General features: G+C 65.4%; 19 protein-coding genes. 4 read left to right on the top strand and 15 right to left on the bottom strand.

The window, feature by feature from the left end:
- Positions 1–9: 9 nt before the first annotated feature.
- On the bottom strand, positions 10–1,008 hold the full coding sequence (locus SB751_RS08595; RefSeq protein WP_144198580.1) for a LysR family transcriptional regulator: 999 nt from the start codon (positions 1,006–1,008) through the stop codon (positions 10–12).
- A 217-nt stretch (positions 1,009–1,225) separates the two neighbouring features.
- Positions 1,226–2,137 carry a LysR substrate-binding domain-containing protein gene (locus tag SB751_RS08590; protein ID WP_144198584.1) on the bottom strand — a complete coding sequence of 304 codons (912 nt, stop codon included), beginning with the start codon at positions 2,135–2,137 and terminating at the stop codon, positions 1,226–1,228.
- A gap of 248 nt (positions 2,138–2,385) precedes the next feature.
- On the opposite strand from SB751_RS08590, the gene SB751_RS08585 reads away from it, so the two are divergent.
- The gene (locus SB751_RS08585; RefSeq protein ID WP_144198587.1) at positions 2,386–3,336 is read left to right on the top strand and encodes a ring-cleaving dioxygenase; all 951 of its coding nucleotides are present in this window, start codon (positions 2,386–2,388) and stop codon (positions 3,334–3,336) included.
- 26 nt (positions 3,337–3,362) lie between these two features.
- Positions 3,363–3,989 (top strand): NAD(P)H:quinone oxidoreductase, encoded by a 627-nt coding sequence (wrbA, locus tag SB751_RS08580; RefSeq protein ID WP_144198590.1) that lies wholly within the window; start codon positions 3,363–3,365, stop codon positions 3,987–3,989.
- Positions 3,990–4,090: 101 nt separating this feature from the next.
- Here wrbA and SB751_RS08575 read toward each other — a convergent pair whose 3' ends face one another.
- The 4 genes from SB751_RS08575 to SB751_RS08560 are packed head-to-tail and all read right to left on the bottom strand — an operon-like array spanning position 4,091 to position 8,593.
- Entirely contained in the window at positions 4,091–5,137 is a 1,047-nt protein-coding gene (locus tag SB751_RS08575) for a glutathione S-transferase family protein (protein WP_144198593.1), read from the bottom strand.
- Positions 5,134–6,036: a tryptophan 2,3-dioxygenase gene (locus tag SB751_RS08570; protein WP_144198840.1), complete on the bottom strand. Its 903-nt coding sequence runs from the start codon at positions 6,034–6,036 to the stop codon at positions 5,134–5,136. Before SB751_RS08570 ends, SB751_RS08575 begins: the two co-directional genes overlap by 4 nt.
- A gap of 23 nt (positions 6,037–6,059) precedes the next feature.
- Positions 6,060–7,475, bottom strand: a complete 1,416-nt coding sequence (locus tag SB751_RS08565; RefSeq protein WP_410747940.1) for an amidase — start codon at positions 7,473–7,475, stop codon at positions 6,060–6,062.
- Entirely contained in the window at positions 7,475–8,593 is a 1,119-nt protein-coding gene (locus tag SB751_RS08560) for an iron-containing alcohol dehydrogenase (protein WP_144198599.1), read from the bottom strand. Before SB751_RS08560 ends, SB751_RS08565 begins: the two co-directional genes overlap by 1 nt.
- Before the next feature lie 403 nt (positions 8,594–8,996).
- Here SB751_RS08560 and SB751_RS08555 point away from each other — a divergent pair, with 403 nt between their 5' ends.
- A complete protein-coding gene (locus SB751_RS08555; protein ID WP_250025800.1) occupies positions 8,997–9,710 on the top strand; it encodes a nitroreductase in 714 nt (237 codons plus the stop codon).
- 10 nt (positions 9,711–9,720) lie between these two features.
- On the opposite strand, the gene SB751_RS08550 is transcribed toward SB751_RS08555, so the two are convergent.
- Positions 9,721–10,542, bottom strand: coding sequence for a sulfite exporter TauE/SafE family protein (locus tag SB751_RS08550; protein ID WP_250025965.1), 822 nt, complete (start codon positions 10,540–10,542; stop codon positions 9,721–9,723).
- A 122-nt stretch (positions 10,543–10,664) separates the two neighbouring features.
- On the opposite strand from SB751_RS08550, the gene SB751_RS08545 reads away from it, so the two are divergent.
- On the top strand, positions 10,665–11,435 hold the full coding sequence (locus tag SB751_RS08545; protein ID WP_144198602.1) for an AraC family transcriptional regulator: 771 nt from the start codon (positions 10,665–10,667) through the stop codon (positions 11,433–11,435).
- A 7-nt stretch (positions 11,436–11,442) separates the two neighbouring features.
- Here the strand turns inward: SB751_RS08545 and SB751_RS08540 are convergent, their stop codons facing one another.
- The 8 genes from SB751_RS08540 to SB751_RS08505 form a co-directional block, all read right to left on the bottom strand.
- Positions 11,443–12,036: a helix-turn-helix domain-containing protein gene (locus SB751_RS08540; protein WP_144198605.1), complete on the bottom strand. Its 594-nt coding sequence runs from the start codon at positions 12,034–12,036 to the stop codon at positions 11,443–11,445.
- 52 nt (positions 12,037–12,088) lie between these two features.
- Positions 12,089–13,438: a M20 family metallo-hydrolase gene (locus tag SB751_RS08535; RefSeq protein WP_410747939.1), complete on the bottom strand. Its 1,350-nt coding sequence runs from the start codon at positions 13,436–13,438 to the stop codon at positions 12,089–12,091.
- Between the two features lie 12 nt (positions 13,439–13,450).
- The gene (locus tag SB751_RS08530; protein ID WP_144198610.1) at positions 13,451–14,752 is read right to left on the bottom strand and encodes an amidase; all 1,302 of its coding nucleotides are present in this window, start codon (positions 14,750–14,752) and stop codon (positions 13,451–13,453) included.
- 34 nt (positions 14,753–14,786) lie between these two features.
- A complete protein-coding gene (locus SB751_RS08525) occupies positions 14,787–15,500 on the bottom strand; it encodes an ABC transporter ATP-binding protein (RefSeq protein WP_313818544.1) in 714 nt (237 codons plus the stop codon).
- Complete coding sequence (locus SB751_RS08520) at positions 15,497–16,279, bottom strand: ABC transporter ATP-binding protein (RefSeq protein WP_211942969.1); 783 nt, start codon at positions 16,277–16,279, stop codon at positions 15,497–15,499. Before SB751_RS08520 ends, SB751_RS08525 begins: the two co-directional genes overlap by 4 nt.
- Positions 16,276–17,484 (bottom strand): branched-chain amino acid ABC transporter permease, encoded by a 1,209-nt coding sequence (locus SB751_RS08515; protein WP_186296867.1) that lies wholly within the window; start codon positions 17,482–17,484, stop codon positions 16,276–16,278. The genes SB751_RS08520 and SB751_RS08515 overlap by 4 nt, the downstream gene beginning before the upstream one ends.
- The gene (locus SB751_RS08510; RefSeq protein ID WP_092295344.1) at positions 17,471–18,400 is read right to left on the bottom strand and encodes a branched-chain amino acid ABC transporter permease; all 930 of its coding nucleotides are present in this window, start codon (positions 18,398–18,400) and stop codon (positions 17,471–17,473) included. The genes SB751_RS08515 and SB751_RS08510 overlap by 14 nt, the downstream gene beginning before the upstream one ends.
- An 86-nt stretch (positions 18,401–18,486) precedes the next feature.
- Positions 18,487–19,662 (bottom strand): branched-chain amino acid ABC transporter substrate-binding protein, encoded by a 1,176-nt coding sequence (locus SB751_RS08505; protein WP_144198619.1) that lies wholly within the window; start codon positions 19,660–19,662, stop codon positions 18,487–18,489.
- Positions 19,663–19,747 lie beyond the last annotated feature (85 nt).

Below are 19,747 nucleotides of genomic sequence, written 5' to 3'. Positions count from 1 at the left end.
CCGGCCGCTTCAGCCCGCTTTCCGGCGCGTGGTGTGATGCGTGGTGTGACGCGTAGGGCTGCGCGGTGCGGGTTCCTCGCCAATGATCGACACGCCATCGGGCAACGCCTGCGCACGGATGGTGTCCATGATGACGTCAAGCATGCGTTGCGAACTGGGCGACAGCGAGCGTAGCCGCCGCGTGATCAGGCAGATCTCGCGGGACAGCACCGGCGCGGCCAGCTCGCGGTACGCCAGATCGGTAAAGCCGGCCGCCTTGGCCGCCAGCGCGGGGATGATCGAAAAGCGCCCACCTTCGTTGAGCACTGCGAACAGCGAGGTCGTGCTCGAAATCTCGTCGCGTTCCCCGCCGAAGACCGGCCAGTGTCCCGCGTTCTCGTGCAGGAAGGTGCCGATGCCCGTGTCGGCCGTGAAGGCGACGAAACCTTCCGGACCAAGATCCGCCCACCGCAAGGGCCCGGAACGCCGGGCAAGCGGATGGTCCGCACGGCAGACCACGCCGTAACGGTCTTCCAGCAGCGGCACGTAGGAGAGTTCGTCGATGCCCTTGTGGCGGCTGGTGATGGCAAAGTCGAGCTCACCATCCATCACCATCTGTTCGACCTGCTCCGCGCCGGCATCACGCAGCGTGAACGTGACGCCCGGATACTGCTGGCGGAACTTGCCTACGGCCGTGACCAGGAACTGATAGATCACCGACGCCGCTGCCGCGATGCGGATATGCCCCTTCTGGCTTTCCGCGAACGATTGCAGGTCGGAAATGGCGCTGTCGAAATCCCGAAGGATCCGGTCGGCCTCGGCCTTGAAGCGGACCGCCTCCTGCGTCATGATCACGCGCCGCGTACTGCGATCGAACAGCTTGAGCCCGATCGATTCCTCGAACTGCTGGATGGTCGCCGTCAGCGCTGACTGCGTGACAAACAGGCGCGCCGCCGCCGTGGTGAATGATCCGGCATTGGCCACCTCGACAAACGAGCGCAGGTGACGCAGGGAGATAGTGCGATTCATGAGGCGTGCGACGTGCCGGCGTTGGGAGGGATGCCTGCCAGCATATATTCGATGCGGTGAATGATCAACGATGACTGATCGCGGCTGGCGAAAAGCCACGCGCCGCGCATCCAACGCTGGCCGGCATCGCCGCCTAAGGACGCGGTTTGATGAGAGTCCTGCAAAACGGCTGCGGATCTCGCCGCCGCCGGGACGGTCTGGCGCAAACCGCGCGCGACTAACCGCGGTCGAAGGCGGTCACCTTGGGCAGCACCACGGCCAGGTAGTCCACCATCGTGCGCACCGCCGGCAGCAGGCCGATACGGTATGGGATCAGGGCGGTGATGCGCGCGTCGGCGGCGATCCATTGCGGCAAGATCTGCCGCAACGCCCCGGCCTTCAGTTCCGTCTGGCAGATGTATCCGGGCAACGCCGCGATGCCGATGTTTGCGCAGGCGGCTTCCTTCAGTGAAATCAGGCTGTTGCTCTGGAACCTCGGATCGATCGGCACCGTAACGGTGCGCTTGTCGGGGCCCTGCAAATGCCATTGCAACGGTCCCTTGCTGACCATGCCGATGAGCGAATGGGTCATCAGGTCTTCCGGCTCGGCCGGCACAGACATCCGTTCAAGGTATTCCGGACCCGCGAACAGGTACCACGGCGCCTTCGCCAGCGGGTGCTGGATCAGGTTGGAGTCCTGCAGTTGCCCCGTATGTCCGCGAATCGCGAGGTCGAAGCCCTCCCCCACGATATCCACCAGCCTGTCCGTAGCGGTCTCGACGATCTTGACCTTGGGATTCTCGGATAGGAAGGTGGGCAGCACGTGCCGCAGCGCAAACTGCGCGATCTCGGCGGCGGTGGTCACGCGGATCACGCCGCTCGGTTCCGCCAGCCGCTGGCGCATCGCCTCCTCGGCCACCTCCGCGCTGCGCAGCAGGTTCATCGCGTACTGGTAGAACTCCTGGCCCACCTCGGTCATGGCGAACTGCCGCGAGGTGCGGTTAATGAGGCGCACGCCCAGCGACGCCTCCAGTTCCTTGACCCGATGGCTCAGCGTCGACTTCGGCAGGCGCAGCACCTCGCCGGCCGAGGTGAAGCCACCACGGTCAACGACCTGCACGAAGAAATAGACATCCTTCAGATCCAGCATTGCATGGGGGCGCGCAGTCCGCTGTCGCTATGGCAACGGCTGTCATGGCAGTATGGTATCGAGCTCCGATCATACTGCACGGCGCGCCCAGTGGCATCCGGGCAAACCTTGGTACGCCGATCGTTCGGTTTTGCCGAACCTTGCGTACACGATCTGACCGCTTCCCAATCGATATTGAACGCTTAAGCTGTTGCATATGAGCGGCTTCGCGCTGTCTCGTGACCATCAATACTCAAGTGGAGAGGACAATGTCGATGATCAAGGGATTTCATCATCTGACCGCCGGCGTGAGACACGCGCAGGAGGATGTGGATTTTTACGTCAAGCTGTTGGGGCAAAGCCTCGTCAAGAAGACTGTTCTTCTGGACGGCGAGGACCCGATCTATCACCTCTACTACGGCAATGCCAACGGCGACCCGGGTACCCTGGTGACATCGTTCCCGTTCCGGCAGAAAGGGGTCACGGCGCGCCCCGGCTCGGGCCAGGTCCGGGTCATCAACTACTCGGTGCCGACTGGCTCGCTCGATTTCTGGCGCGCCCGCTTCGACGCGATGGGCATTGCCTACGACAACGCCATCACCGCGCGCTTTGACGAGCGGCGCCAGCGTTTCCATCACCCCTGCGGCATCGAGTTCGACCTGGTCGAGACCGATCTCGATAAGCGTCCGGCCTGCGTAGCCAGCGATATCCCCGAGGCGTTCGCGATTCGCGGCGTGCACAGCATCACGCTGTCGCTGCGCGAGGTGGCCGAATCGATCCGTTTCATGAGCGAGGCGATCGGCTTCCGCCAGGTTGGCCAGTCCGGGCCGTACTACCGCTTCGAGACGCACACCGGAGGCCCCGGCATGGTCGTCGAGTTCCTGCATGAACCGGACCGCCACCAGGGTTCCTCGGTCTATGGCGAAGGCACGATCCACCACGTGGCGTTCGCCGTCGACACCATGGACCAGCAGATGGCCCTCAAGGAAAAGTTCATGGCGCTGGGCTACATCGACACCTCGGAGTCGGTGAACCGCAACTACTTCCGCTCCATGTATTTCAAGATGCCGGGCGGTGTGATGTTCGAGGCGGCCACCACCGATATCGGCTTCGCGATCGATGAGGAACCCGGCCACTTCGGCGAGGAATTCCAGCTGCCGCCCTGGCTGGCCGACCGCAAGGACGAGTTGCTTGGCCGACTCGAACCCATTTCCGTTTGACCGACTTCACCCTGTCTGGACCTGACATGCAGAAACCCAAAGTACTGATCGCCTTCTATTCCCGCAACAGCTCCACCGAACTGCTGGCCAAGGCCGTGGCGGCCGGCGCCATCGAGGCCGGCGCGGAAGTCCGCCTGCGCCGCGCGCGCGAGGTGGTCGGCCCCGACGTGATGCGCCAGGCGCCGGGCTGGCTCGAGAACGCCACCGCAATGAACGACCGCTACGAAGCGCCGACCGAGGCCGACGCCGAGTGGGCCGACGCCATCGTGTTCGGCACCCCGACGCGTTTCGGCTCGATCTCGACGGAACTCAAGGCCTATATCGACAGCCTGGGCGGCCTGTGGTTCCAGGGCAAGCTGAACGGCAAGGTCGGCTCTGTGTTCGGATCGACGTCGTCGCGTCACGGTGGCAATGAATCGACGCTGCTCTCGATCTACACGCCGATGGCACACCTGGGCCTGATCATCGTGCCGCTGGGCTACGCCGACGCCGTGATGTTCAAGGCCGGCACGCCGTACGGCGCGACCCATGTCTCGCACCTCGACGCCAACAAGCCCGACGAAGACCACCTGGCCGTGGCCCGCTTCCAGGGCCGTCGCGTGACCAGCGTGGCGCGCTCGCTGCGTTGTGCGCAGGAACCCGTGGCCGCTTGATGTCAAAAAAGGGCGGGGACTTGCGGTCCCCGCCCTTCTCTGCCCTCCGCCCTTCTCAATACCCCGCCGCCTGTTTGCTTCCCGCTTCCAACGCTGCAACCCTAAACCGCCACGGCCTCACCGCAGCTCGCCACCGCTTCCATGTACAACGACGGCGGCATCGCGCCGAGCGTAGCCTGGATGGCTTCCTTGCACAGCGACGGCCGCCTGGCGAGCAGATCCACATAGCGCGAGACGTTCGGCAGATCCCCCCACAGCAACCCCAGCCCGAGGTATGCCATCCGCACCAGGTTGACGCCCCACAGCACATCGCCCAGCGTGAACGGGCCGCCCTTGAGATAGGTTTCCGACGACAAGGACAGCGCCCGTTCGAGGTCTTCCAGCAGGCTTGCCACGTGAAGGCGCGCAGCCCGCTGGAACGCCGCATCGTGGCGAACTGACTTGCCACCGCGCTCCTTGGCGATCTTGGCGCGATAAGCGGCTACCAGCGCGGCATCGTCCGCGTTGGCGGCAATCATCGCTTCGAGCGCCATGATCTTGTAGTCGTAGACCCGTTCCATGCCGGCCTTGAGTGCATCGGGCCGCGCATCGGCATCGGGATGGAAGCCATAGAGCAGCGTGCCGTTCGGGATCCTGTCGACAATATCGACCTGCTGCATCACCGCCGCGCGCGCCACTGCGTCTTCCGGCACCAGTTTCACCGGATCATGGGACACCGCGTCCAGGTAGCAGCAGATCCGCTTCGAATCGGCGATCACCCGCCCGGCCTCGTAGTCCACCAACAGCGGCACCACGCACGGATCGAAGCCTTCGGTCTCGACCGAGGTACGCCCGCTGTAACCGCTGACAAATGCCCTGTTCACCTCCTGCCCGGCGATCAGGCGCAGGCGGACATAGGGCGGATGGTAGTGCTCGGCCGGGATGACGCCCTCCGGCCCCATCGAGCCCAGGATCATCATGTCGTTCGAGCGGTACGACAGGCGCTTCTCGGCCAGCACCGTGCGCACTTTCTGCGAGCACAACGAGCTCGCCGCATGAAAGAGCTCGAAGCGCGGCGCCGCATCACCCCCGACGATCGTGATCCGCGCGGGATCGGCAATGGCGGCACGGGCACCGGCCGCCAGACTCGTCAATGTCGTATGGTTCATTGCTGTGCGCCCCCTTGCTTGTGCATGTGCGGGCATGCCGCCGGCGGGTCGCCGATAAAGCCACGCGCCGACCAGAGTTCCGGAAACGGGATCTCCGCCATGGTCGGCACCAGCCAGGCAACGCCCTCGGTGCCGAAGTAGGCCGGGCGGGCGCCGAACGTGCGGCGCGTGGCCATCAGATGCAGGTGCTTCCAGGCGGAGAAGCCCTCCGCGACATCGGCCAGCGTCTCGCCGAGATGCTGGAGTTCGAGATGCTGGTGCGGGTCGGCATACACATCGCGCCATGCCTTCTCGACGTCCTTGCTGGGCGTATAGGGTTGGCTGAAGTCGCGCTGGAACACGGCTGCCGGCACCGGGAAGCCGTGGCGGTCCAGGTAGCCGAGCACATCGTCGTAGACGCTCGGCTGGTGCAACGTCGTGTTGAGCTGGTCCCAGCGCGCGGGTTGCGGTTCGAAATGCTGCAGGTGCTCCCCCTGCTTGATACCGAGCAGGTAGACCATCTGCCGGTAGGTCCAGCCCTGCAGCGCGGTGTCCTTGCCGAACGTCGCCACCGCGCGCGACAGGATAGCCAGCAGGTCGGTAGGGGTCATCCACGCCAGCGAGCGCCACGTGGCGTTGAGCGGCTCGTGATGGGCAACCACGCGTTGCAATGTCTTGATGGCCTGCGCCAGATCATTGGCCCGCAACTGCGCCTGGGCGATCCGCAGCTCCTTGATGATCAGCATCCAGTAAAGCTCGGACACCTGCACCGACGTGATCCATGCATGCTCGCCGGGATGATCGCTGACCGGGTGTTGCAGCGAGTGCAGCACGTCGGTGCGCATCCAGGCGCTGTAGGGCGTCTGCCCGGGGGAAGCGCTGGCCGGGGCGGCGCGCTCTGGCTTGACGGAGTCGTCCATCATTGTCTCCTGGTTGTGAGGGGTTAGATCTCGTGGGCCGCACCAGCCCGCAGCAGCAGTTCCATCTGCTGCGCGATCTGCAGCAGCGCGCCGTCGTCGCCCGGCTTGGCCACGACCTGCAATGCCGCAGGAAGACTGCAATCGCCGCTCGGCAATGGAATCGAGATGGCGGGAAACCCGGCGATGTTGAACGGCGCGGTGTACGTCATCAGCGCTTCGCGAACCGTGCCGGACCAGGCGCCGATCTCCACGGTGGCGGCACCAAGATAGGGGGCAACGCACGGGCAGGTCGGCAGCACGAGGTAGTCGACCGTCGACATCGCCTCGCGCAGCCTGGCCGTGAATTGCCGCCGGGTCTGCTGGGCCGCCGCGTAGCCGCTCAGGTCCATCGTCTCCGCGCGCCGCAATCGGTCGACGGTCTCGGGGTTGTAGTGCGTGGCGATGCGGTCCCGGTCGTTGCGCCGGAAGTGCTCGATGCCGCCCTCGATCAGCACGATGTTCGCGAAGGCATCGAATGCGCCGTCGAACACGCCGGACGTGTCGACATTCACGCAGGCGAAGACCCGCCCCAGTCGTTCGATCGCACGCTCGAATGCCGCGGCGACAGCCGGGCTCGCCGGTACCGGCGCGATCTCCGGGATCACGCCAACGCGTGCGGACAGCCACGCATCGCTTTCGGGCACCTCGATGTGAAGGGCATCGGCCAGCAACAACACATCGTCGACCTGCGCGCCAAGCAGGCCAACGTGGTCGCACGAGGGCGCCAGCGGAAACACGCCACGCGTGGAGAACGTATCGAACGTCGGCTTGTAGCCGACCACGCCGCACAGCGCGGCGGGAATACGCACGGAGCCGCCGGTATCGGTGCCCACCCCGGCCATGACCGCACCATAGGCGATCGCCGCCGCGGCGCCGCCGCTGGAACCGCCCGGGATACGTGTGCGGTCGAGCGGGTTCAGCGTATCGCCAAACCTTGCGCTGGCGGTGGTCACGCCCCACGCGAACTCATGGGTCGTGGTCTTGCCGACGACGATCGCGCCCCGCTCCGTCAGCGCTTTCACGATGTCGGCGTCGGCGGCAGGCAGGTGCCCGAGGTAGGCCGCCGAACCGTAGCGGGTCTCCATGCCCTTGGTGTCGATCAGGTCCTTGATCGCGATGGGCAGCCCTTCCAGCGGCCGCTGCCGATTCTCGGCGTAGCGACGGTCACTCTCCGCCGCCGCCTTGAGCGCGCGGTCCCAGTCGATGGTCGAGAATGCATTGACGGCTCGCTTGCTGGCTTCCGCCTCGTGGAGCGCCTGCTCCGCCAGCGCCGTCGCGGATACCTGCCGCGTCGCCAGGGCGTCGAGCGACCTGCGCAGCCCGGCTGGTTGCGTGGCCGCGCGGGCCGACTGCAGCAGATCACGGTGATGAAGGTCGGGATGGATGTCAGGATGGGTCATCACCACATGCTCTCCAGCAGTGCATCGAGCTTCTGTCCGGCGTGGTCGCCCAGGTCACCGACCTCGGCGGGATAGTTCTGCTTCAGCAACGCCGCCACCTCGGACAGCTTCGCGCGGTCGAAATCGAAGGCGGCGAGCCGGCTCGGCAAGGCCAGGGCGTCCACGACATGCGCAATGCGGTTGGCCAGTGAAGTGGCAGCCGTTGCGTGCCCCGTACCGGAAGCGAAGATGCCGAACTTGTCGCCATAGGCATCGGCGCAGGCGCGAATGACGGGCGCCAGCGTGATGCACGAGGTCATGCTGTGTGGCAGCCCGAACGTGCCGCCCAGGATGTGCCCGATGCGATGGCTCAGTCCGTAGATGACCGACGCGGGATAGAAGTAGCACTGCCAGGCACCAAGCTGGAGCTGCAGCAGGTCGTCGGCCGAGACCAGGCCGCGCGCGATGGCTTCCCGTGTCTCAAGCTGCGGCGGCCACTTCTCCAGCACGGCGAGGAAGCGCTCGACGCCCCGCGCGGCCAGGATCGCGTGCGGATGATCCACGCCCACCCTGCGCATCCCTTCCACCGCGTGGTCGATACCCTTGATGGCCGAGCTCAGCAGTAGCGCGCGGGGGGTATCGATGACCAGGCGCGGATCGATGGCCACGATCTTGGGCGCCGTTTCACGCACGGCGTAGCTACGCTTGAATTTCTGCGGACCATCCGTCTCCGTCACACCGAAGTAGTGGGAGAACTCGGAGCCGGACAAGGTGGTCGGGAAGGCCGCGATGGGCAGGTAGCGCCCGGTCTGCTTGAAGTGCTCGTAGGAGACCGCCTTCGCTGCGTCGAGCACCGAGCCCCCGCCCAGCGCGACGATGGACCCCGCGTCACGCGTGAGGCACGCTTGCAGGCCGTCGCGCACGGCGAAGTCCGGCACATGCGGTGGCAGGTCGATAAAAGACCCCACGCCATCCCGGATGCCCGGCTTCAGGATGTCACGATGCAATGATTCGAGGAACCCGACCGTGAAGGTGATCGGGCGGCGGATGCCGCGGTCTCCCAGCGACGCGGCAACTTCCTCCAGGATGTCGTGTCCCCAGACAATCTCTTCTTGCGGCAGGCATTTCAACTGGTTCATCCACTCGCTCCAACGTATGTCGCATGCAATCGATGCAAGGATCTCGAGTGAGAAGATAGGCGATCCGGATTCAGCCGTGCGCGCGGCTTTCAGGAACATTGCGTCCATGAATATGGACGCCGGAATGCATGCATTGGCGCGCGCTTGCCAGCGGTGCATCGCGGCGATGTAGCGGTGCAAGCGGCATATTTTTCGTCCCACTTGCACAGGTAAACCCTCAGAGATCGGCACCGTCTTCACGCATGGCGCGCCGGTGCGGTGCATCGTTCATCGTTCTCGGACGAAGCATGCAAAGATCGCCATCTTTTCAGCGTCCACCACACGGCTATGATTTTTTCACCGCGACCCCCACATGGAGAAAAGAGCGATGGAAATGGAATTGGAGGCTGAGATGGAGACGGCGATGAACACAGAGACGGGCACGGAGATGAGCACGGCGGCGACCCGGTTCACCGAGACACTGATTCGAGGACGCCGCAGCAAGCGTGCGTTCCTCGACCGGCCGGTGCCGCTCCGGACGGTGCGGGATATCCTCTCGGTGGCGAAGTACGCGCCGAGTTCAAGCAACACGCAACCGTGGAAATGCTATGTCCTGACCGGCAGCGCACGCGAGCGCATCACCACCGCCGCGGTCGACGCCTATCGCGCCGGCCCGGACACACTGGCCCACGAGTATCCGTTCTTTCCCAAGGATCTGCCGGCGCCGTATTCGTCGCGTTTCAACATGTTCCGCGGCATGCTCGGCGACGCGCAGGGCGTGGCCCGGAGCGATATCGCCGGACGCCGGCGCGACGTGGAACGCCAGTTCCGCTTCTTCGACGCGCCGGTCGGGCTGATCTTTACGATGGACCGATGCCTGGAATGGGCCAGCTTCCTCTGCTACGGCTGCTTCCTCCAGAACGTCATGCTGGCCGCGCGCGCGGAAGGGCTGGATACCTGCCCGCAGCAGATCTGGTCGCTGCAATCCGACGTGCTCCGCAAGGGCCTCGGTATTCCCGACTGCGAGATGGTGGTGGCCGGCATGTCGCTGGGTTATGCGGACAACAGCGTGCCCGAAAACAACATGGCTCTTCAGCGGCTTGAACTCGACGCCTTTGTCTCGTTCATCGACAACTGAAGCTGGCAAGTCACGCAAAGCTGCCGCCCGCCACCATCGTCACCAGCACCAGGGCGAGCAGCGCGATATACGTGACGGCGTGGACGCGGTCGGGGATGCGGCCGATCCACCGCGCCGCCAGCCGGATACCCGCCCAGGAACCGGCCGCCAGCACGACGAACGCCAGCAGATCGACATACCCGGCGTGGCCGGGCCCGAAGCTCGCGCCGTGCCGCCAGGCCAGCGCGACGTAGGTGGCGGTGGCCGCCACCGCCATCGGCAATGACAGCGGGTTGGCCATCGCCGTCGCCTGCGTCATGGTGGCGCCGCGCCGGCGCATCAGCGGCACGGTCATCACGCTGCCGCCAACCCCCAGGAAGGCGGCAATCGCCCCGATACCGACGCCGATGGCGGCCGTGGCGGCTGCCGTCAGCGGCCGCGCGGTGCCCGGGCCGGCACGCATGAATCCGGGGCGCAGCGTGCTGTCCAGGATCGTCGCGGCCAGATAGGCGACGAACGCCCACCGCACCCAATCGCTGCTGAGCCAGCTCGCGGCGGCGGCACCAGCAACGGCGCCAACGGCGATATAGGCGCCCATCGCCCGGATGCGCGGCCAGTCCAGATTGCCGGCGCGATGATGGCGCCACGTGGCCATGGACGCGCCAAAGATCATCACGCACGACGACGTGGCCACGGCGATCTGCATCGCCGCCTGCGCCACAGCGCTGCCGGCCGCGTGCGTCATCGTGAGCATCGTATAAAGCAGCGGCACCACGACAAAGCCACCGCCAAAGCCAAACAGCACCGTCGTCACGCCGGCAAGGCCGCCGCAGATCATGAGTACCGCGTACATCGACATCGTCAACCCTCGTTTCCCATCGAATGGATCATGACGATACGGCGGTCGTCGCTGGCAAACTTGCGAGGTTTGGACAATAATCTTCGAGATTCTGCCAACGCTTCCGCGGCGCCCACATGCTCAATGTTCCGCTCGACAGCGTCGATGCCAGCCCGTGTGCCGCGCTGGCCATCGGCACCGATTACAGCTTCGGCACGCTACTCGATACGCACAGCCACCGCCGCGCCCAGTTCCTGTATGGCATGACGGGATTGATGGAGGTGGGCACCGAAGAAGGTGCGTGGGTGGTGCCGCCCTATACGGGCGTGTGGATTCCTGCGGGGAAGCCGCATCGGGTCCGCATGAATGGTGTCAGTACGCGCAGCGTCTACGTGCTGCCGGAGTCCGCGCCGCGCAGCAGTCCAGGCTGCGAGGTGCTGGTGGTCAGCCCCTTACTGCATGCGTTGCTGCTGGCTTCGTCAGACGTGCCCGCGCACTACGCGGCAGACAGTCGCGAAGGGGCCCTGATGCAGCTGATCCTGTTCGAATTGAATCGCGCGCCGACCTTGCCGCTGTTTGCGCCCATGCCGCGCGACCCGGCGCTAGCCAAGCTCTGCGCGGCACTGCTGGCGCACCCCGATATCCGCGCATCTGCCGACGACTGGGCGCGGCAACTGCATTGCAGCCCGCGCACGTTTGCGCGCCTGTTCCAACAGCAAACCGGGATGCCGTTCGGCGCGTGGCGCCAGCAGGCGTGCCTGTTGGCTGCGCTGTCCCGCCTGTCGGCCGGCACGCCCGTTACAGAGGTGGCGCTCGATCTCGGCTACGACAGCCCTAGCGCGTTCTCGACGATGTTCCGCAAGGCCCTGGGCGTGCCGCCCTCCTCGTTCCTGACATGGCATCCGTGATGGCCCGCTAGAACGTCGCCGGTGAATTCACCCAGAGCACCTTGGCCACGACGTCGCCGACGTTGCGGTAGCCGTGCGGCACCTGGCTCGAGAATGTGAACGCATCCCCCGGGCCGATCAGGTAGACATCGTCCCCGAGCATCAACTCAAGCTTGCCTTCCAGCACGTAGCCGACTTCCTCGCCCTGATGCTCGATCTGGCCGTCACTGGCTTCGCCCGGCCAGACGATGTGGATGTTGGCCTGCAGCAGGCCGCCGCGCTTGGGCAACACCACCCGTTCGAGCGCCACGCCCCCCACGCGGATGACGGGCCGCTCGCCATGACGGAGGATCGGGGACTGATGCGCATCATCCTCGCTGGTGAGCGCGCCGATATTGGTGTCGAGCGCCACGGCCAGCCGGTGAAGCGTGGTGAATGACGGCGTGGCCAGGCCGCGCTCGACCTTTGAAATCAGGCTTTCGGAGCAACCGGCCTTGTTCGCCAGTTGCAACAGGGTATAGCCGGCCACCAGTCGCGCGTGGCGCAGCTTGACACCAAGCGTCAGGGTGGCCGACTTGCTGTCGACCGGTTCTTGCGGGATCGGGCTCGCGGTCTTTGCCATGCGGGCTTTTTGATTGGGATTCAAAGGGGCGGCCACGCTGCGCCGGAGTCTGTCACGGCCGGCGGCAGGCCAGTTCGGCGACAGTGTACGCCAGCGCCTGCGCGCCCAGGAACAGGTCCGTGGCGTCGGTCTCCTCCGCGGCGTTGTGGCTGATGCCGTCCTTGCTCGGCACGAAGATCATCGCGGTCGGGCAATGATCGGCCAGGTACATGGCATCGTGAAAGGCGCCGGACGTGAGCCGCATGGGTGGCGCACGGCCCGCAAGCTGGCTGGCCCGCGCGCAGGCGCGCTGGATGGATGCCAGCATCGCTTCGGGAAAATACGTCGGGCCTCGATGGAAGAAGCGCGTGATCGCCACGTCAGAGGCCGGGGCATGACGCGTGCAGGCCAGCCGCAGCGCTGCCTCGGCGCGATCGAGGGCGGCGTCGTCCAGGCAGCGCATGTCCACGGTGAAGGTCACCTTGCCCGGGATGGTGTTGACCGAATTCGGTACCACCGCCCATTGGCCAAGCGTCAGGCGCAGCTCCGGCGCGCCCGTTGACCCCGTTGACCCCGGTTCGCGCGGTGCCAACGCATAGAGGTCCTGCGCGATGGCGACGGCCACGGCCATCGCATCGCGCCGCACGGCCATCGGCGTGGTGCCGGCGTGCGCCATGGTGCCCGCGCACTCCACGCGGAACCAGCGCACCGCCTGGATGCCGGTGACGACCCCGAGCGGCACGGCGGCCGCCTCCAGCACGGGGCCCTGCTCGATATGGAGTTCCACGCAGGCGGACATCGGTCGCGCCATCGGCACGCGCTCCACGTCAGGACTGGCGGCCAGCGCAGCGTCCAGTGCATCGCCAAATCGAACGCCAGCCTGATCGGCGGCATCGCGATAGCCGGCCAGCCGCGCCGGATCGACAAAGGCGCTGGAGCCCATCGCGCCGGGCCCGAAGCGGCTGCCCTCCTCGTTGGTCCAGGACACCACCTCGATGGGCCGCACCGTTTCAATGCCAGCCGCGTTGAGCGCTGCAATCACTTCGAGGCCCGCCAGTACGCCATACGCACCGTCGTACTTGCCACCCACGGGCTGGGTATCGGCATGACTCCCGGTCAGCACGGGAGGCAGGTCCTCGGTGCCGGCCCGCCGGAAGAACAGGTTTCCGCAATCGTCGATGCTGACCTGGCAGCCCAGTGCGCGCGCCTGATCCACAAGATGGCGGCGCGCCGACAGGTCGATCGCCGTCAGCGTTTCGCGCGACACGCCGCCGTCGTCACGACCGCCAAACTGCGCCAGGGCAGCGAGCGATGCCGCCAGGCGACTGGCGTCGACATGATCCTGTGCCCGTTCCGCGACGGCCTGTACGGCGCTGTCCACGATGCCCTCGGTATCCTTGGGCTGATGCAAGCGATTCAACATGTTCTCCTGATGTCAGGCTGCCAGAGCCAGCGCCTGATGCAAACGATGCGCCACGGCCAGCACGTGCGCATCGGTGTGGCGCGGCGCGGTCACGGTGACGCCCACGGGCATGCCGCTGGCGCCCGTTCCAGTCGGCACATGGACGCACGGCGTACCGAGCAGCGTCCACATGCGGCAGAAAATCGGATCGCCGGTGGCGGCCAGCCCCTCGGGTGCTTCGCCTTCGGCGCTGGGCGCCAGGACCACATCGAATCCATCCAGCAACACCGCCAACGACGTCCGTGCGGCTTCTGCGTGCGCAAGCGCCGCGCGGAAGCGCTCACCCGACACCGCGCGCCCGGCTTCGAGCTGCCGGGCAAACGCCGCGCTGAATTCCGCTGCCCGGTCACGCGCTTCCGGTGCAAACGCGGCGACGGCCTCGAAGGCCATGATGTCCATCTGGGCTTCGGTGAGGCCATGGCAGGCCACGGGCAACCCGACATCCTCTACCGTTGCGCCGAGGCCCTGCAAAACCCGTGCAGCCGTCTCCAGCGCGGTACGCGCATCCGCACTGGCGCGGTCCCAGTGTGGCGTGCGGACAATGCCGACGCGCAACGGCGTGGGTGCCTGGGCACAGGCTTCCGCAATCGAGACATCGCGTGCCAGCGTGCCGATAAACAACGCCGCATCATCCACGCGCCGGGCCAGCACACCGACCGTATCCAGGCTGGGCGACAACGGCTTGATGCCGGCCAGCGGCAACGTGGCGTGCGTGGGCTTATAGCCAATCACACCGCAGTAGGCGGCAGGACGAATGATCGAGCCGGCAGTCTGGGTACCAAATGCCAGCGGCACCATGCCGGCGGCCACGGCGGCGGCAGAGCCACTCGACGAGCCACCGGGCGTGCGGGGAGCCTCCACAGGTGCCCGCGGATTTCGCGTGGGGCCCGGCTGGAATGTCGCAAACTCCGTGGTAACGGTCTTGCCCACCACCACCGCGCCGGCACTGCGCGCCAGCGCCACGGCGGCGGCATCCAGCGCAGGCCGATGTGTCGCGTAAATCGGCGATCCATATGTCGTCGGCAGATCCGCCGTATCCATCAGATCCTTGACGCCGAGCGGGATGCCGTGCAGCGCGGCCGAGGCGGTGCCGGCATCCAGGCAGCGCGCCTGCGCGATGGCGGCTTCAGCCCCAACGTGCTGCCACGCATGGATGGCGTCGTCCTGCACCCGGATGCGCTCGAGCGCGGCGCGCACCACGGTTTCCGCACGCAGTTCGCGGCGGGACATGCGCGCTACCAGCTCACGCACGGGAAGATCGAGATATTGGTCCACGGCATCAGTCTCCAGAATCGATCCGCCAGCACACTCAGCCAAAGTACGCGGCGCGCACTTCGTCATTCTCACGCAACGCCTGCGCCGAGCCTTGCGCCACCACGCGCCCCTGCGTCAGCACATAGCCCTGGTGGGCAATCGCCAGCGTCTGGCGCGCGTTCTGTTCGACCAGCAGCACGGTCATGCCAAGCTCATTGATCTGCTGGATGACCTTGAAGTTTTCCTTCACGTACAGCGGCGACAACCCAAGCGACGGCTCGTCGATGACCAGCAGCCGCGGCTGCGCCATCAATCCACGGCCAATCGACACCATGGCCTGCTCACCGCCCGACATGGTGCCGGCCAGCTGCCCCGACCGCTCGCGCAGGCGCGGAAATATCTCGTAGACGCGCGCGATGCGCTCCCGCACCTTGGCCGGATCGGCCTCCAGAAAGGCGCCCAGTGCCAGGTTCTCGGCAACGGTCATGCGCGGAAATACCTTGCGGCCCTCCGGTATGCAGGAAATGCCGCGCGCGATGATGTTGTGCGTCTTCTCCGCAGCGATATCCACGCCATCCCACAGGATGCGGCCCTTGCGTGCGGGCGTCAGGCCCAGGATCGCACGAATCAGTGTGCTCTTGCCCGCGCCATTGGCACCGAGGATGCAGGTGATCTTGCCCGGCGGCACTTCGATGGAGACGTCATGCAGCACGTTGACCTTGTCATAGCCCGTGCTCAGGCCCTCCACGCGCAACGTGTTATCGCTCATGCGGCTTCCTCCCCGAGATAGGCTGTCTGCACGTCGGGATCGGCGGTGATCTCGGCATACGTGCCTTCGGCGATCTTCTTGCCGTAGTTCAGCACGACGCACCGTTCGGTGATGCGCTCGATCACGTTCATTTCATGCTCGATGAGCACGACGGACAGGTCTTTCAACTGGCTTCGCACCTGGAGGATGTCGTCCATCAGCTCATGGGTCTCGTCATGGGTCATGCCGGCCGACGGCTCATCCAGCAGCAGCAGCCGTGGCCGGCTCATCAGCGCGCGGCAGACCTCGATACGGCGACGGTCGATCATCGTGAACGATTCGACCGGCTCGAACAGCCGACTCACCAGCGGCGGGCTGAAGATGCCCAGCAGTTCGCGCACCGATTCCACATAGCGCTCATATTCGGCCCGGAATGCCTGGCGGCGAAACAGGTTGAACACCAGCCCGTGCTGCATGTGCTGGTAGTCGCCGATCACGATGTTGTCGAATACGGTGAGCGGCAGCGACAGGCGCGAGCGCTGAAAGGTCCGCGCCACGCCGCTGCGATAGATGTCCTGCGGCGTCTTGCCGATGACGTTCTCGCCGTTGTACGTGATGGTGCCCGCGCTGGCCTTGTAGAGCCCCGTGAGCACGTTGAAGAACGTGGTCTTGCCGGAGCCATTCGGTCCCAGCAGGCCCAGCACTTCCCCGCGGCGGATGTCGAGCTGGAGATTGTCCAGCGCGGTCAGGCCGCCGAACCGCATCGTGAGGTTGCGTACCTCGATCATCGCGTCGCTCATTTGGCGTCCTGGGTCGGGAAGAACAGACGGATCTTGCGCGGCAGCAGCCCATCGGGGCGGAACAGCAGGATGGCGATGACCAGCGCCGCGTAGAACAGGAAGCGGTACTCCTGGATGAACTGCAGCTTCTCCGGCAGCACCAGCACGATGATGGCGGCCGGGATCAGGCCAACCACATTGCCCAGACCGCCCAGGATGACGATCGACAGCATCAGCAGCGAGTCGGCGAACGTGAAATTGTTCGGTGCCACGAACGCCGTCACCATGCCGTAGACGCTGCCTGCAACGCCGGCGAAGAAGTTGCCGAGCATGAAGGCGATGACCTTCCAACGCGCGATATGGAGGCCGAACGTCGCGGCGGCGGTTTCATCCGTACGCACCACGTCCATGGCCAGCCCTACCCACGAGCGCTCCAGTGCCTTGACCACGGCAAAGGTGCCCGCGCAAATCGCCAGGCTCAGCAGGGCGTAGCTGGCGTAGAACGACACGTCGACGCCGAACAGCGTCAAGCCCTCATTGAACTGGAAGCCGAACAGCGTCATGCCGGGAACCTGCAGGCCCTGCGGGCCGCCCAGCACATCGTTGACCTCGAGAAAGGTCTTGAACAGGATGCCGAACGCAATGGTCACCAGCGCCGCATAGTGACCACGCGTGCGCAGCACCGGCGCGATCAGCAGCGAGCCGATCACCGCAGCGGCGATGCCGGACAGCACGATCACGAGGATCGTAGGGATGGGCGTATGCGCGGCGAGCACCGCCGTGGCATAGGCGCCAATGCCGAAGAACGCCGCGCCGGCAAAGTTGGACACGCCGGAGAAGCCAAACTGCACCGTCAGCCCCAGGCAGGCGGTGGTGTACAGCAGCACCGCGCACAGCATCAGCAAGACAAAATGGCTTTCGTGGAACAGCACGATCAGCGCGAGCGTGCCCGCCACAGACCACAGCCGCGACAGCCCGGGCCGCCGGGCAGCCGCCTGCTCTACGGCCCGCGTGACCTTGAACCTGCCTGCGATGACCGTCGCTGCGACGGCCAACGCCAGCAGCGCGGCCACGGCAACCTGCGATTCCGCGTGCAGGAACAGATAGAGATAGGCCACGATGACGATGGCCGCGATGCCCAGCACCAGGGCCGGACTGCGCTGCTTGCCGCCCGCGACAACGGCGGCCGGTGGCAGTGGATTCGAGACGTTGTCAGACACGTTCACTGGCTTTCTCCGCAATCAGTCCGGTCGGTTTGAAGGCCATCAGCACGATGACCACGGCGAACGCAAAGACATCCTTGTAGGCGCTGGGGATATCGGGCACCAGCGCCGGTAGCGTCGCACTGCCCAGCACCTGTAGCGCGGCAAACAGGAAGCCACCGAGGATGGCGCCGTACAGGTTGCCCAGCCCGCCCAGAATGGCGGCCGCGAAGCCGATCACGCCGAGGAGCAGACCGACGTTGAAATTGATCTCGTTGTAATAGAGGCCGTTCATCACGCCAGCCAGCGCGGCCATGGCCGAGCCCAGCGCAAAGGTGACCAGCACCACCACTTCAAAGTTGATGCCCATCAGGCGCGCCGTCTCGCCGTCCTGTGCCACGGCGCGGATGGCCATGCCAAAACGCGTGCGCGTGATCAACAGATGGACGCCGATGATGATGGCGACACCCGCGGCCAGCAGGATCAGGTTGTCGGCGCGGAGCGTCAACGCGCCCAACGACAGCTCCGTGGTGGGCAGCAGCGCAGGAAACGGCTTTGGGTTCGACCCATCCGGGTAGAATAGGCGCACGGCTTCACGCAGCACCGTACCCAGCATCAGGGTCGCCAGCAGGGTGTTCAGCGGCGGCGCCTTGCGCAAAGGCAGGATCAGGAAGCGGGCAATCACGGCGCCCAGCAGACCGGTCACGACGATCGCGCACACCACGATGGCCAGCAATTGCAGCCACGGCGAATCCACGTGCAGCGCCAGGACGCCGGCCGATGCGGCGAGCCCGGCGAATGCCCCCACCATCAGCACATCGCCGTGAGAAAACTTGATGACGTCCAGCACGCCGAAGAACAGCGTGAAGCCGACCGCCACCATGGCGTAGATCATGCCGAGCATCAGCCCGTTGAAGACATACTGTCCCAATACACTCATCGGTATCCCCAGAATGGCCTGAATAGACCGTCCAGCAGCGCCAGGCCGGGTCCGCAGACGGCGCGGGCCCGGCACCGGCACCACGCTTACAGTCCAGCCAGCTTCTTCTTGCCCTTGGCGTAGGCGCTGTCCTCCCAGATCACCCACTTGCCGTCCTCGACGACGTACTTGGTGATCAGCGGCACCACGTTCTGGCCGTGATCATCGAAGGTCACCTTGCCGATGATGGTCTCGACATCCTTCGTACCGTTCAGCACGTCACGCACTTTCTTGCGGTCCGGACCGACTTTCTCCACGGCGTCCATGATCAGGTTGGCGGCGGCAAAGGCGAAGGGGCCATAGGCTTCAGGCGGTTCACCATACTTCTGCTGCGTATAGCGTTCCATGAAGAACTGGCCGCCCGCCAGCTTTTCCACCGGAGCACCTTCGATAAAGGCCAGCGAGCCTTCAGACAGGGGCTTGCCCACGCCTTCGATATAAGCATCGGACTTGATACCCGACGTGCCTTCGAACTGCGCCTTGATGCCCAGCTTCTCCATCTGGGTGCGGATACGGACGCCGAGCGGCGTGAGGCCACCGAAATAGACCACGTCCGGCTTCAGCTCGCGGATCTTGGTCAGTTCGGTCGTGAAATCCTGCTGGTCGGCCGTTACGCCGAAGGTGCCGACGATGGTGCCGCCATCCTTCTTCAGGTATTCGCTGAAGTATTTGTTGTGGCCCTTGCCGTAGTCGGTGGTGTCATGGATGATCGCCCACTTCTTGTAGCCCAGGCCGGTCATGAACTTGGCCGCCACTTCACTCTGGTTGATCATCGTGCCGTTGACGCGATGAATCTCCTTGAAGTTGTTGCCATACGTGACCTCGGGGAGCACCGCGCCCCAGACCACGGCCGGCATGCCGAAGCGGTTGTAGACCCCCACGGTGCCCATGGCCACGGCCGAGCAGAAGTGCGTCACGCCGCCGACGATCGATTTGTCCGCGGCAATCTTGGTGGCCACCTGCACGCCCACGTTGGGCCGGCATTCGTCATCCTGGACGACCAGTTCGTAGGTGTATTTGGCCTTGGGATCGGCATTGCGCAGACGTACGGCCAGGTCAGCGGAGTTGCGCCCACCCAGGCCAATCGACGACACACCGCCGGTCAGCGGGCCCACAAAGGCGATCTTGACGACGTCCTTTGCCTGCGCCGGCGCGGACATCAGCACCACGCCCGTGGCAGCGGCGGCAATCGCGGCGGCGGCCGCAGTTTTCTTCTTCAGCACTCTGTTCCCCTATATAGACATGTCCAACGGGCGGCAGGCCCGGCGCCTGACCGAACGGGTGCAAGGCGCCGACCGCACGCCGGAA

It is taken from the genome of Cupriavidus sp. SIMBA_020 (genome assembly GCF_046535395.1).
GTDB classification, from domain to species: domain Bacteria; phylum Pseudomonadota; class Gammaproteobacteria; order Burkholderiales; family Burkholderiaceae; genus Cupriavidus; species Cupriavidus campinensis.
Note: the sequence above shows the minus strand (reverse complement) of the source record. Positions and strands in the feature narration are given on the sequence as shown.

What these genes read in the sequence shown, in the direction of transcription:
- SB751_RS08595 (WP_144198580.1), bottom strand. Translation starts at nt 1,008, where the DNA reads ATGAATCGCACTATCTCCCTGCGTCACCTGCGCTCGTTTGTCGAGGTG.
- SB751_RS08590 (WP_144198584.1), bottom strand. Translation starts at nt 2,137, where the DNA reads ATGCTGGATCTGAAGGATGTCTATTTCTTCGTGCAGGTCGTTGACCGT.
- SB751_RS08585 (WP_144198587.1), top strand. Translation starts at nt 2,386, where the DNA reads ATGTCGATGATCAAGGGATTTCATCATCTGACCGCCGGCGTGAGACAC.
- wrbA (WP_144198590.1), top strand. Translation starts at nt 3,363, where the DNA reads ATGCAGAAACCCAAAGTACTGATCGCCTTCTATTCCCGCAACAGCTCC.
- SB751_RS08575 (WP_144198593.1), bottom strand. Translation starts at nt 5,137, where the DNA reads ATGAACCATACGACATTGACGAGTCTGGCGGCCGGTGCCCGTGCCGCC.
- SB751_RS08570 (WP_144198840.1), bottom strand. Translation starts at nt 6,036, where the DNA reads ATGGACGACTCCGTCAAGCCAGAGCGCGCCGCCCCGGCCAGCGCTTCC.
- SB751_RS08565 (WP_410747940.1), bottom strand. Translation starts at nt 7,475, where the DNA reads ATGACCCATCCTGACATCCATCCCGACCTTCATCACCGTGATCTGCTG.
- SB751_RS08560 (WP_144198599.1), bottom strand. Translation starts at nt 8,593, where the DNA reads ATGAACCAGTTGAAATGCCTGCCGCAAGAAGAGATTGTCTGGGGACAC.
- SB751_RS08555 (WP_250025800.1), top strand. Translation starts at nt 8,997, where the DNA reads ATGAACACAGAGACGGGCACGGAGATGAGCACGGCGGCGACCCGGTTC.
- SB751_RS08550 (WP_250025965.1), bottom strand. Translation starts at nt 10,542, where the DNA reads ATGTACGCGGTACTCATGATCTGCGGCGGCCTTGCCGGCGTGACGACG.
- SB751_RS08545 (WP_144198602.1), top strand. Translation starts at nt 10,665, where the DNA reads ATGCTCAATGTTCCGCTCGACAGCGTCGATGCCAGCCCGTGTGCCGCG.
- SB751_RS08540 (WP_144198605.1), bottom strand. Translation starts at nt 12,036, where the DNA reads ATGGCAAAGACCGCGAGCCCGATCCCGCAAGAACCGGTCGACAGCAAG.
- SB751_RS08535 (WP_410747939.1), bottom strand. Translation starts at nt 13,438, where the DNA reads ATGTTGAATCGCTTGCATCAGCCCAAGGATACCGAGGGCATCGTGGAC.
- SB751_RS08525 (WP_313818544.1), bottom strand. Translation starts at nt 15,500, where the DNA reads ATGAGCGATAACACGTTGCGCGTGGAGGGCCTGAGCACGGGCTATGAC.
- SB751_RS08520 (WP_211942969.1), bottom strand. Translation starts at nt 16,279, where the DNA reads ATGAGCGACGCGATGATCGAGGTACGCAACCTCACGATGCGGTTCGGC.
- SB751_RS08510 (WP_092295344.1), bottom strand. Translation starts at nt 18,400, where the DNA reads ATGAGTGTATTGGGACAGTATGTCTTCAACGGGCTGATGCTCGGCATG.